Origin of the sequence: Janthinobacterium sp. SUN033 (assembly GCF_030397595.1) — a bacterium.
GTDB lineage: Bacteria > Pseudomonadota > Gammaproteobacteria > Burkholderiales > Burkholderiaceae_D > Janthinobacterium > Janthinobacterium kumbetense.
The window spans coordinates 1524552-1537991 of the sequence record NZ_JAPQNV010000001.1; the positions used below are offsets into that span (position 1 = coordinate 1524552).

Annotated in this window: 2 protein-coding genes; both read right to left on the reverse strand. The window is 69.3% G+C overall.

Going from position 1 to position 13440, the window contains the following annotated elements:
* Nucleotides 1-40: 40 nt before the first annotated feature.
* Complete coding sequence (locus OX460_RS06930) at nt 41-790, reverse strand: sigma-70 family RNA polymerase sigma factor (RefSeq protein WP_289898185.1); 750 nt, start codon at nt 788-790, stop codon at nt 41-43.
* On the reverse strand, nt 787-13383 hold the full coding sequence (locus tag OX460_RS06935; RefSeq protein ID WP_289898186.1) for a filamentous haemagglutinin family protein: 12597 nt from the start codon (nt 13381-13383) through the stop codon (nt 787-789). Before OX460_RS06935 ends, OX460_RS06930 begins: the two co-directional genes overlap by 4 nt.
* Nucleotides 13384-13440 lie beyond the last annotated feature (57 nt).

Here is a 13440-nt window from a genome sequence, read left to right on the forward strand (position 1 = left end):
TAGGTCATGACGGGCAGCCCCCGCAGCAGCTTGTCCGGGGTCAGCGGATAGCAGGCCCGAGGCAGCAATCTGGTAAACGAACGTTCAGCCGCAGGCCGCGCCGGGTCGTGCCGACGCCCCCCTGCGCCGCGTAACCCGTGTGGCGCGCGCAATGGTCGAGCGCCTGGCGCAGGGCCGTATCGACATTGCGCAAGGACATGTCGTGCCGCTCGGCCACTTCCTGGCGGGTCAGCTCATCCACGCGCAGCGCTTCGAGCACTTGCCGGTGGCGCCGCGGCAGCAAGTCGACGGCCTGCGCCAGGCGCCGCACGTCCGCCTGCAGCTCGGCCAGGCGTTCCGGCCCGGCCGCCGTATCGGCCAGGAAATCGACCAGGCCGGCGGCGCCATCGTCACCGCCCTCGTCCGCATACAGCCAGGCGCGGTTGCGGCGCAGGCTGTCCATGGCCGCATTGCACGCCACGCGGAAGACATAGGCGACGGGGCTGTGCGCCAGCGCCGCACCGTCGCCGGCCGCCAGCGCGCCCAGCCGCAGCCAGGCGTCGTGCAGGCTGTCGCTGGCCAGCTCGGTGCAGCCCAGGTGGCGCACCAGGCGCCGGTGCAATCCCGCGTAATTGCCTTCCAGCACAGCCTGCAGCCGGGCGCCCTGCGTCGGCGCCGGCATCGGCAGGGGCGCCACGTCGTTGGCCGCCTGCAGGCGGGGCCGGATGGCGGGCCGGCACCAGGCCATGCCGGCATGCCCCGCCGCGCGCAGGGGCAAGGCAGCAGCCACATTCGCCATGCCGGCCATCATGGCGACAACCTGCTGCGCTCTTGCGCCGTCAACTGGCGCGTGGCCGATTCCGGCAAGGTGCCCAGTCCCAGCACGCGCACGGCGCTGCGCGGGTTGTAGTCGGCCGCCTCGATGCGCGCGCCCTCCTGCGGCGCCGCTTGCGCACTGTCGGGCGGTGCGTCATTGCCAAAGCCCAGCACGCGCACCGTGAATACGGATGGCTGCGCGGAACGGGTGGCGGCGCGCTCGCGCTGCACCACGTCCTGCGCCGCGGCCGTGGCCTGGGAAGCGGCCGCGCTGGCGTTCGTCATGGCCGCCACGTTGACGGACGCCGCCGTCGGCATGCCCTTCGCTTCGCCCTTGACCTGGATGTTGGCCGCATTCATCACCTTCAGCGCGGCCAGGTTGACGTTGCCCGAGACGCGGATGCCCGCCTCGCCCGCGTCGATGGTGCCCAGCGGGGCCAGCAAGTCCACGTCGCCGGCCGGCACTTCCGCGATCGGCGCCAGGGTGGCGATGCCGGCGCCCGTGCTCGGCACGTCGGACGACAGGGTCACGTTGCCCCAGTTGTCATATACGCGCTTGGGCGGCGTGTAGACGATGGTCGACTTCGAACCGCGGCCCGCGTTGATGTCGCCTTCCGACGACCAGCCGAGGATATCGCCGCCAAACGTCGTCATGATGCGGCTCTGGCCCAGCAGGATGCTGCCGTGCGAGAACAGCTCGATATTGCCGCCGCCCTTGGTGATGACGCCCGAGGTCGCCGGCGGCGCCTCGCCTTCGATGCCGAACACCTGCCTGCCGCCCGGCGTCAGCAGTTGGATGTCGCCGCCGAAGTTCGTGTGCACGTAGCCGCTGCGGGGGTAGTAATCCCAACGCTGCTCGCCGTCATTGCGCACCGCGTACAGGCCGCGGTACATGACGATGTCGCCCGCATAGGCAAGCGCCTTGCCGTTGGCGTCCGTGGCCGGCGCCAGGGCCGCGATGGCGTTGCGGCTGCGCAGGAAACTGCCATAGCGCGAGCTGTCCCAGTCGTTGTATTCGCGCCCGCCCGCCTTCAGTTCCGCGAAATACACATTGCGGGCGAACACGCGCTGCTGCGGCTCGGGCAAGGCCAGGTAAAAGGCCAGAACCTCGGCGGCCGTGCCCTTGAAACCGTAGCGTTCGCCCAGCCACGCCGCCAGTTCGCTGTCGTACGCTTTCACGACCTTGCCGGCCTGGTCGGCCAGCGGCACGCCCTTCTGCGCCACGTTCGCCGGGTCCAGGTAGGGCTTGACGAAGCGCAGGTAATCGAGACCGGCCGCGCCCACGCCCGCCTGCATGGCGATGCCGGCGCCCGGACGCTTGTCGCCCGCCACCACGGGACCGAGGCTGACGACGCTGCCCTTGTCCTGCATCAATATATTGCGCCCGGCGCTAATGTCCAGCGTGCCGGGGCCGGCCACGTTGAAGGAGCTGTTCAGGATATCGCGCCCGGCCGACACCACCGACACGTCATACACATTGTTATGCACGACCAGGTTGCTGATATTGCGGAAGCTCATGTCGCTGCCGCTGGTATTGCCGTTAATGGCTTCCAGCTGCGCCGTGCCGCTGCCGACGATATCGCGGCCCGCCTTCATCCACACGGGCTGACCGCCCTCGTACCAGGTGATGCCTGCACGCCTGACATTGGAAAATTCGAGGATGCGGCCGCTGTTCACGCCCACCAGGTCACCCGTGACGGCATAGATGCGGGCCGTCTGCGTGCCGCTGTTGGCGGGACCGGCCGAGGAGTTGGGACCGAAGGCGAACAGCGGGAAGTTCCATTTCGTCGCCGCCGTCCCCGTGCTCGAGATATTCGCCGCCAGGGGATCGGTCACATTAGGCTGGACATCCCAACCCGTGAAACCCGGCTTGAACGGCGTCGCCATGCTGTCGGCAGAGGCGCCGGACTGGCTGACGGAAAAACCGCCCGCATAAATGGAGTCGCTGGCCATCCATTGCAGCTGGGCGTTGGGCGACGGCGCCAGCAGCAGTGGGTGGTCATATTCGCGGATGGTATTCGGATTGCCGATCGCCTTGCCATAATACAAACTGCCATTCGCGGCCGCGGCCCGCACGATGGCCGGATAGACGACGGCAAGGTCGGTGTCCGTGTCGATCGCCGCAGTCAGCGGGATCATGTTGCCACCGGCGGAGTACAGATCGAGCGCCGTGTGCGGCGTCCACAGGCTGAACCAGCCGTAGCCATACCCCTGCTCGCCCGCCGCGCCGGTGAACGGCGTGGCATTGAACGGGGTCACGCGGCCCGGGTCGGCCACATCCTGCAGCACCTGGTCGCCCAGGGTTGCCACGCTGAACGTGGCGTCGCCCGGTACCAGGGTCATGGCGCCCCGGGGCGTGGCGCGCGTGGCGCGGAAGGCATCGTAGGCGCGCGATTCCAGCGGCACGTGATCGCCCCCCCAGGTACCGTACTGCAGCGCCACGCTGCCCAGTTGCGTGGCCGACGCTTCCGCATGGCCACGCAAATCGACCAGCGCGCCATTCAGGTGGCGGCCACCGGAGCCGCCGCCTGGGTTGAGGGCGCCGCCCACGCGCAAGTCCAGGTCGCCGCCGCCCGTCTGCAGCAGGCTGCCGTCGGCCTGCATGCGGCCCGTGCCGCCCACGGCCAGCAGCAAGCCCTGCGAACGGGGATTGATGCTGCCGTTATACGTGCTGCCGGTCAGCGGCGCCAGCACGCCGGCGGCGCCCGCCACCTCGGCGCGCACATTGCCGCCGCCCAGGGTGCCGAAACCCGTAAAGCCCAGCACCGTGTCGGCCAGGGTGGGGCGGCCCACGTAGCTGCCGAAATTGATCCACCACGCCACCGGCTGGGGTTGGCCACCCGTAGCCACGCCGCCGCTGCCCTGGCGCCACAGCCAGTTGCCTACTGCCACAGAATCGGCCATGCCATCCTTGCTGACCGGACGCTGGCTGATTTCGCTGGACTTATCGACCAGCGAACCGCTCAAGTCGCCCCCCACCTTCAGCAGCAGGTTGCCGCCCTGCTCCGGATACCAGGCGCGGTAGACGCTGTCGGCGCCGCCGTCGACCAGGCGTTCATGCGCGCCGTCGGGGTTGCCCAGCACCTTGCCGTCGGCATTGCGCGAACGCGGCAGGTTGTACGGGTCGCCGGCCGCCGTCGGCGCGGACGACATGCCGGCCGTGTACACGCCATACAGGCTGTCCATGCGCAGGCTGCCGCCGCTGACGAGGTCCAGGTCGCCCGTGCCCGTGCGCAGCACGCTGTAGCGCAGGCTGCTCGCCTTGTAGTCGAACGTGGGGTTCGATGTGCCGCACCAGGTGGGGTTTTCCTCGCAAATGGTGGGCCAGCCCAGCGCCACCGGATCGAGCAGGTCGCCCGCCTTGGTCTTGGGGTCGCCAAACTCTTCCGCGCCTTCCCTGGTCCATACATAGGCCACCTTCAGCAGGCACATGGTAGGGTCGTTGGCGCAAAACACCTCGACAGTCTGACCGAACTGGCTGGTAAATTCCTCGGTGATGGGTTCGCCCGCCACGATGCCGGGAATGCCTTCCCGCTCGCCCAGCTCCTGCGCTTCCTTGGTCCAGTACTGCACGCCCTTCGGCGGGACCAGGATGCCGTACATGCCGTAGTGGCTGTCGGCCAGGCGCAGGGTGCCGCGCGCGGGATGCGCCTGCACGCCGCGCGTGTCTGCCCCATCCAGGTCGGCGCCAGCCACCAGGCGCATGCCCCACGCTTGCGAGCCTTCGGCCAGCATGGGCGCGATGGCCCACAGCTTGCCCTGGCTGCCCGCCACTTCCGGACGCAGGCCGATTGAATCCACATTGGGCAACAGCTTGACGTCGGTGCCGGACGGGATCAGCGAGCCGACGGCCAGTGCCAGCTGGCCGTTGAGCGCGAACACCGAGCGCTCGCCCGCCACGCCCGGCAGGGGCACGCCCTTGGGCCAGGTCATGGCGCGCAGCGTCACCGATTGCTTCAGTACGCTGCCCGCATCGAGGCGCATGCCGGCTGTCAAGGTCTGCGCCGTGGCCAGCAGGGTGCCGGCCGCGTGGACGATATTGCCGGCGCCGTCGCGCACGGCGGCCGCCAGCACCGTGCCTGGCGGCAAGGTGATCGCCTGGTCCAGGGTCACGGCCACGGGCAGGCGCGTGTCGGCCAGCAGATTGAAGCCCTTGACGGGCAAGTCGTAATTGAGCGCGATGCCTCCCGGGAACAAGGTGCCGTCGGCCAGGGTCACGCCCTTGCCCGGCACGATGACGTCGCTGCCGTTGATGTCGCGCCCCGGCAACAGTTTCCAGCCGCTGTCGTCCTGGGTGGCGGGCGGCGGCGCGAAGCCGTCATTGATGCTGCCATAGATGCTCAAATCGCCCCCGGCGCGCAGCAGCAGGCTGCCCACCTCGCCCGAGCCCCGCAAATTGCTTACTTGAAAGCGCGGATTCAGGCTGGCATAACGCATGCCCGACAGATCCAGGTCGCCCTGCACCACCAGGTCGCCATCCGCCGTCTTGCTGACGATATCGACGCCGGGACGCAAATGCAGCGCGTCGGCATACGCGGCCGTGGCCAGGCCCGCCAGCTTGCCGTTGCGCAAGTTCGTATTGGCCAGCGCCGCATCGATGAAGGCCGTGCTGTCCCCATGCTTGCTGTCGAGGTAAGCCTGGTTGATCACCTGGTAAGGGCGGCCGCTGACCGAAAGGTCCGTGGCGTAGGCCGCGTCGTCGTAGCGCTGCATGGCGTTGACGGCGATGGATTTCGCGCCGCGGATGGTCAAGCCGCCGCCGGCGGCGATGGCGATGTCGCCAAAGGTGGCCGCGTCAAGGTCCGTGCGCGCACCGCCGCTGCCCAGGCGCGGCGCGCTCAGCTCCACCGTGCCGCGCGCCGCGCCGTCGTGTTCGCCCTTGCCCTTGCCGGCCACGGCCGCCGTGCCGTGGCGCACGTCGATCTGCGCGCCGCCTGCCAGGTTCAATACACCCTCGCCCGCATTCAGCTCCACCGTGGCGCGGTTCGGGCTGTCGATGATCTTGCCATAGCTGTCGACGCGCAAGACCGTGCCGTGCGCGTCGAGCACGGCGTTGCCGGCCAGAGTGACGCCGTGCCGGCCGGCCAGGCGGATGCTGCCCACGCGCTCGCCGCTGGCATCGATCACGCCAGCGACGGTGAGGCGGCCATTGTCGACGGCCACCTGCACTTCGCCCGCCTTGACCTCATTGCCGATCGTCAAGTCGCCCTGTTTCAGCTGGAAGCTGCGCGCGCCCATCACGCCGCCGTCCGTCAGGCGCTGGTTCAGCGAGGTGAACTGGTTGTCCAGGGTGCCGCCGGCGCCCAGGGTCTGCGCGCGCACGTCCACGCTGCCCTTCTTGTACGGCACCATGGTGCCGCCCGCGTCGTAGCTGCCGCTGGCGCCGCCCAGGATCTTGCCCTGCAAATCGACCATGCCGGCCGCGCCGTCGAGCGCCACGGCCTTCAGGCTGCCGGCGCGGTTGTTCTCGGCCGACAGGTCGATCACCGCGCCCGCCCCCTGGCGGATATCACCGGTCCGGCTATCCAGGGTCACGTCGCCGCCCCAGCTGTATTTGTCCACGTCAAAGAAGGTGGTCTTGCGGCCCGCCATGTCGATGCGCGCGCCGTCGGCCACGGTGATGTCGCGCAGGGCGTTGACGGTAAGCTTGCCGCTAGGCAACACCACGGCCGTCGCCACGCTGACGCTGTCGCCGTTCAAGGCCAGCTGGGCGCCCAGCGCGGCGCTATTTTTGACGGGAGCCGCTGGCGCAGCGCCGGCCGGCGCCGCCACCTTCAGCGCGCCGCCCGCCGTGTAGCTGTGCGCGGAACCGGCGTCGCCCGTCAGCAGCGGCGTACTGATGTTCAGGTTGCCGCCGCTGTACTGGTAGCCCTTGCCCGTTTCATACGCGCCCTGCGACTGGTAGACGGACAGGCTGCCCTTGTGGTTGGCCGTGACTTGTCCCGACGCTTTCAGGTTGACCGTGCCAAAACCGAGCGCCAGGCGGTCGAACGAGGCGACGCTGGCCGGCTGCGTGAACGGGCCGAAGCCGAAATCGATGCGTTCCGCTTCCAGGTTCAGGGTGCCGCTGCCCGTGCCGGCGCCGTGCGCAATCACATTGCCGGCCGGCGACAGGGCGCCGCCCCAGACCAGATTGGCCGTGCGGATGGTGGCCACCGTGCCCGCATCGCCCTGGCCATACATGGCGGGCGTGGTCAGCACCAGGCGCTCCAAGGTGGATTTCCCCGTCGTCTTGTCGTAGGTGTCGAGCACCACGTCGCCATAGAAATTGACGCTGTCCGCCGCGCTCAGCACCAGCGCCTGCAGGGCCGGCGCGCCCGCGCTGGTGTCGCCGCGCAGCAGGCGGTCCAGCACGCCCTGGTTCATGGCCAGGCCGTTGGCGCGCGTGCCGTTGGCCTGGGCCGCCGCCAGCGCTTCGCTGCTGCCCATGTTGATGGCGCCCACGGCCAAGCCCAGGTTGCGCGTGCCGTAGCGGGCGGAATCGTCCAGCGCGAAGCTGCCATTGGTCGACAGCAGCAAGGTGCCTTCCGAGTACAGGCTGGCCGTACCGATGCGGATGCCGCCGCGCGCCGTGCCACTGACCGGCGCCACATTGAGCAAACCGTTCGACGCGGCCAGCATGTGCACGTCCTCGCGGCCCTTCTTGTAGATGAAGCCGTCGTTGGCATCGTAGGCCGCCTTGCCCTTGCCCAGGGTGCTGATGCCGGCGCCGGCCGCGATATCGATCAAGCCGTCGCCCAGCAGATAACTGCTGGGGTCCTGCGCGACGAGGAACACCTCGGGCGCCGATAGCACGGCCCCCGCGCGCAGGTAGATGGAGCGCGCCGAATTGGCGCCGAAACTCACGTAGTTGCCGGCCTGGCCATATTCCACCGACGGCGCATTGCCCACCAGGATACGGGCTGCGCCGATACTGTTCAGGCTCGAGGCGCGCACGCTGACCAGTCCGGCGTCGCGGGTGGCCGGCGCGCCGTCGGCAAGGATTTCAATGTCGCCCTTGGCGCTATTGCTCGGCATCACGATCACGGTGCCGCCATAGCCGCCCTCGGCGGCGCCGAACTTGCCGGTGCCCTTGAACTGGAAGGTGTCCAGGCCGCCGTCCTGCATCATGCTCAGCTTGAGCGTTTTCGCATCGGACGGCAGCAGCGCACGGGGAATGCCCCGCGTTTGCGCGTCGGCCAGCGCGAATGCGGCATAGCCCGTTTCGTTGTACTGCGAATACGTGCGCAAGACCTTGGCCGGCGTGAGTATCAGCTGGCTGGCCAGCGGCGCGCGGATGTCCGTGCCGGCGATCGACATGGTGCCGGGCGCGGCCCAGGAACCGTTGCGCAGCGGCTGCGCCGGGGCCGCGCCGCTGCCCTGCCCCGCCAGACCGTTCAGTTCCACGCGGAAGGCGCCCGGCAGCAAGGCGTAGGTCGACGGCATCAGCGTGTAGGTGCCGGCGGCCAGGCCAGGCACGCCGCTGCCTATCGTCACCTGCCGGCCCACGGCCGGATCGGACGCCGCCTTTTCGCCGCCCGCGGGCGCTTGCGGCGCCTGCGCGCCCGGCACGATGGCGTACACGGGGTTGGTGGCCAGTCCCGGCAGGACAAAGCCGCCGTTCGCGCCCACCTGCGCCAGCGGATGGTAGCGCGCATCGGTGGAGCCGCCGCGGCCCGCGATGAAGCCGGCACCCGCCAGTTCGCCGCCGCCGGACAGGTCGAGCAGCGCGCCCGGCCGCACGTCCACGGCCACGCCGCCCAATTCCACGCCGTTGAGCAGGCCGCCCTGCGCATTGATGCCGCCCACGCCCATCAAGGTGACCGGCTTGCCGCTGACGTTCCAGGTCTGGCCATCGACGGTGCCGCCATACGGCATGACCAGGCCCGCGCCGCTGACGGAACTGATGCTGTTGGCCAGCAGATTCACGCTCAGGCTCTTGTCATTGTCATAGCGGGCCGCGCCGATCACCAGGCGCCCCAGCGGCGCACGCACGACGCCGCCCTGCTCGATATGCGCCGCTTCCAGCTCCAGCGAGCCGAAAGCGGAAGACGGCATGGCCGGCACGGCATCGGTCGCGCGGCCGATGGTCAGGCTGCGCGCAGGATCGTAGCCGAACTTGCCGCCAACGGAACCATAGCCCACGCGCACGGCGGCGCCGGCGCCCGATTCCGGATACAGCTGGGCTGCAACGAGGGTCATGTCGCCCGGCGTGGACAGCACCGTCGTCGCCTCGTTACCATCCCAGCCCAGCGGCGACAGCAGGAAGCGCAAGTCGCCGCGGCTGCTCAGGCGCACGTCGTCAGCCAGCATGTTCACCGTGCCGCGCACGTCGATCAGGTCGCCCGCAATGCTGATCTGGCTGGCGACCGGCGACGCCCCCGCGCTGCCCGGCGTCGTATAGAAATCGCGGCCGGCCGGCTTGATGCTGGCCAGGCGCACGTACGGCGCCGCGATGCCGATGCGCGCGCCGGGCTGGCTGCCGGGCGACAGCAGCGGCGCGCCGTACAGCTGGAAGCTTTGCCGCATCGTCAGCGACACGTCGCCATCGAACGAAGCGGCGCCCAGCAGCGCCAGGTTGCCGAAACCGCCCGCCTCCACCTGCTCCACGGAAAAACGGCCATGGCCATAATGCAGCGTTGCCGCGGCGTCCTGCGCGCTCACGTGCGCGGCCAGGTCGCTGGCGCCCTGGCGCTGCGTCATGGCCAGCTGGCGGCCCTGCAGCACCTTGGGCGTGGCCAGTACTTTCAGGTATTCGGGCGTGCCCGTGGCCACGGACAGGGTGCCGCCCGCCGCGCCCGCGCCGCCGGCCCTGGCCCGCAGCTGGCCATCGAGATACAAGCCATTGTTCGACGCCAGCGCGATGCTGCCGCCCGCACTGGCCACGTCGATGGCGTCGCCATTGACGTCGAGCACGGCGTGCGCGCCGGACGCGTCCAGCACGGCGCCGTCGCGCACGACGACGAACAGGCTGGCCGCCGAAGTGCTGCCCTGCGCATGGTCGATCTCGCCGCCGACGACAATGCTGCCGCCATCGACCACCTTGCCGTAGCGCCGGCCCTGCGCATCCGTGGCGCTGACGGCGCGCGCGGCCACGTCCAGCACGGCATGCTCGCCGATCCAGATGGAGCGGCCATGGCCGGCCGCCTCCACCGCCTCGGACACGGGCTTGTCGACGCCCACGCCGCCCAGGCTGATCTTGCCGCCCCACGCATTCAGGCGGCCTTCCACCGTCAGCTGGCCCACGCTGGACAGCTTGATGGACTGGCCCGCGTCGACGCTCACCACGGCGTTCTTGCCCACCAGCAATTCGGCGCTGGCCATGTCGGCCGCGCCGGACTGGATATCGCCCACCTGCAGGGCCAGGCTGGCGCCCTTGCGCTGCGTCAAGGTGCCCTTCAGCGGGTTTTCCGTGACCTGTTCCGGCATCCACAGGGCCAGTTTTTCATTCTCCACCACGCGCAGCACGGGCATGCGCACGTCCACCTGGGTGCCGTCCGCGACAGTCACGCCCTGCTTGCCGACCAGGCTGTAGCTGGAAAACCCCTTGTCGAAGAAGCCGCCGTCCAGCTGCAGGGTGCCGGCCTCGGGTTTTTCAATGTGGCCGATCATGATCTTGTTGGCCTGCAATTCCAGCTTGCCGCCGCCCGCCACGCCATGGCCGCGCACTTGCGCACCCTCGCCCAGCACCAGGTCGGCCTTCGGTCCGTAGCTGGCCAGGGTCACGTTGCCGCCCTTGCCGCCCTGCTGCTTCGCCTGCGCCAGGATGGCCGCGCCGGAACTGACGTCGACCAGGCTGCCATTGCCGATGCGCACGTCGCCATACGTTCGCAACGATACGCTGCCGCCGTTCATATAAGGCAGGCCGGCGGCGGCCAGCGGATCGCGCAGCACGTTACTGAGCAGGCCGCTGGCATCGAGGCTGACGCCGTCGGCCAGCACCAGCGTGCCCGGGGGCACGCCAGGATTGACGAAGGTGTCGAGCATGCCCAGCGCGCCGATCTGGTTCAGCACGTTGCCGGCCGCGATGCTGCCGCCACGGCTGCGCAGGCTGGCGTTCACCGCCACGTCCTTGCCGAACAGGGTGATATTGCCGCCATCGGCCACCTGCAGCGCGCTGTCGACGGTGATCGCGCCCTTGGCGGCGATGCGCAGGGCGCCCAATTGCTGATTGTTCAGCAAGGTGGTGTCGAGCAGCAGCTTGCCCTCGCGCTCAGTGGACAGCGCGCCTGTCACGTCGAGGCCGGCGGCGATGCCGTCCTGCACGCGCGTCAGGCGCACCTCGTCCATGACGGCGGACAGCGCATGCTGCAGCACGCCCGTGCGCTTGTCGAACATCGGCACGTACTGGCCCACGATCAGCTGCCCCCGCTGTGCGGCCGCCAGCTGCGACTGCTGGTAGCCGTCAAGCAGCGCTTGCGGCGCCTGCGCCTGGCGCTCGCCCTGGAAGACATCGCCCGCGATGCCCCCTTCCAGCACGGCCGACCCGGTCGCCACCACCAGCTTGCCCGCGTCGCGGCCCACCGTGTAGCCGTTTTCCAGGCGCTTCTGTGCGGCGATCAATGGATTGGCGTAAAAGGCGCTGGCATCCTTGCCCCAGCGCACATGCTCTTCCTCGTAACCCTTGTAAACGCCCGCATACGCCAGGTCGGCGGGCGCGCTGCCGGCCTCATACAGCTTGCCGTCCGCGCCTTTCAGCCAGGTCTGGCGCAGCTTGCCCGTCTGCACGTCCAGGGTGCCGCCCGACAGGTTGATGCTGGAGCCAAGCTGCGTAACGACATCCTTGCCGCCGAAGGTGACCGTGCCGCCCTGCGCCATCCATTCGCTGACGGAGTGGCCCTGCGTGCCCAGGTAACCGGCCACTTCCAGCAAGCCGCCCGCCGTGTACCAGCGGTCGCTGTCGTAGCCGTTCGTGCCTTTTGGCACGAACACCAGCTTGCGGCGGTCCACCCAGATATTGTTATTGATCAAAGCCTTGCCGTCGCGGTTGACGGGCGCATCGCGCTGCTCGTTGCCCTGCACGTTGATCTCGACATTGTTCGCTTCCATCGCCACCTTCACACCCACGGCGCCGGAAACGTCGAGCTGGGCGCCGTCGCGCAGCAGGCTGCGGCTGGCCGCGTTGACGGCGATCTGGCCGCCCGTGGCCAGGGTCAGGGAGTCGCCCATGAATTCCACCGTGCCGGCGCTGCCGATCTCGATGCGCGACTGGTCGCGGCGGTCGTTGACGGCGAGGATATTTTCCGTGGACGTCACGGCCGGGCCGCGCATGGCGTCGCGCTGGCTGTCGAGCGCCGTCGTCTTGCCGTCGTCCTCGACGAGGATGGCCGTGGTGGCGCCCCGTCCCACGGTGACGGCCGCGTCGCTGCCCAGGGCATTGAGGTGGATGGTGCCGCGCGTGGCCGTGGTGGTGGACGCCAGCAGCACGCCATCCTGCTGCACCGTGCGCCCGGCCAGGGTGATGTCGCCTTCGCGCGCCTGGATCAGGCCCGTGTTGACCACCTTGCCCGCCGTGCTGCCGGCCGCGAACTGCGGCGTGACTTCGCTGCCGCGCGTGGTCGACAGGGGGTTGCCATCCGTGCCCACGCCTTTTTTAATGCTAAAGCTGTCGCCGGCGGCCAGCAGGGCCTGGCCTTTCGGCGTGCTGATCTCGCCCCCGTTGTGGACTTCCTTGCCCAGCAGCATCACATAGCCGCCGCCTTCCGTGCTGCCCTTGGGCGCATTGCTGGCGATGCGCGCCCCCGCCTGCACCTCCACCTTGCCGGCCGCGTCCGTGAACGTCGTGGCGCCGGCCGTGCCGGGGCTGTAGATGCCGTTTTTCTGGAATTGCGCATCGCTGATGCGGGCCGCGGCCGCCACCAGGCTGCGCGTGTCGACCTGGCTCGCGCCGTTGAAGACGATGCCGTTGCGATTGACGAGCAGCAGCGTGCCGTCGGCCTTGATCTGGCCCTGGATCTGGCTGGGACGGGCTTGCGGATCGTTGACCCGGTTCAGCACGGCCCAATCCTTTTGCTGCTGGAACGTCAGGGTCGTGTCCTTGCCGACGTTAAACGTTTCCCAGTTCAGGATGGCCTTGTCCGCCGTCTGCTGCACCACCACGGCCGTCTTGCCGTTCGCTACCGTCTGCACGGGCGCCTGGGCATTGAGCCAGCCGGCCGTCAGGCTGTTGGTGTCGACCTGCAAGCCGCCTTTCACGAGGCCATCGGGTGCTCCGGGCACGCCGGCCGCCGCCTGGCGCGCCTGCGCCTGGGCCGCTTGCTGCGCGGCGATGGCGCGCGCGGCCAGGTTCAGGTTGTTGAGCGAGCGCTGCAACTGCTGATTTGCCTGCTGTTGCTGGCCCTCGGGCCGGCTGCCCAGCGGCAGCGGCTGGCCATTCGGCAGGCGACCCGAAGTGGCCGCCGTATTTTGCGCCGCACCCTTGGCCGCGAACCAGCCGCCGCTGAACGCCTGCTGCGCGCGGGCCGGCGTGGCAAAGGCGCCCGCCATCAGCATGGTGGTCAGTGCGTAGGCGAGCGGCGTGAGCCGCAAGCGGCTGCCCAGCGTGGAGGTACGCTGCGCGTCCATGTCGACGTTCGGGACTGGGCGCTGGGCAGTGTGAAGCTTGGTCATGGCAATGGTTTCCTGGCTAGAGAGAAGGGAACGGAGCCTGGCGGTAGCGCAAGCGTC

What these genes read in the sequence shown, in the direction of transcription:
- OX460_RS06930 (WP_289898185.1), bottom strand. Translation starts at nt 790, where the DNA reads ATGATGGCCGGCATGGCGAATGTGGCTGCTGCCTTGCCCCTGCGCGCG.
- OX460_RS06935 (WP_289898186.1), bottom strand. Translation starts at nt 13,383, where the DNA reads ATGACCAAGCTTCACACTGCCCAGCGCCCAGTCCCGAACGTCGACATG.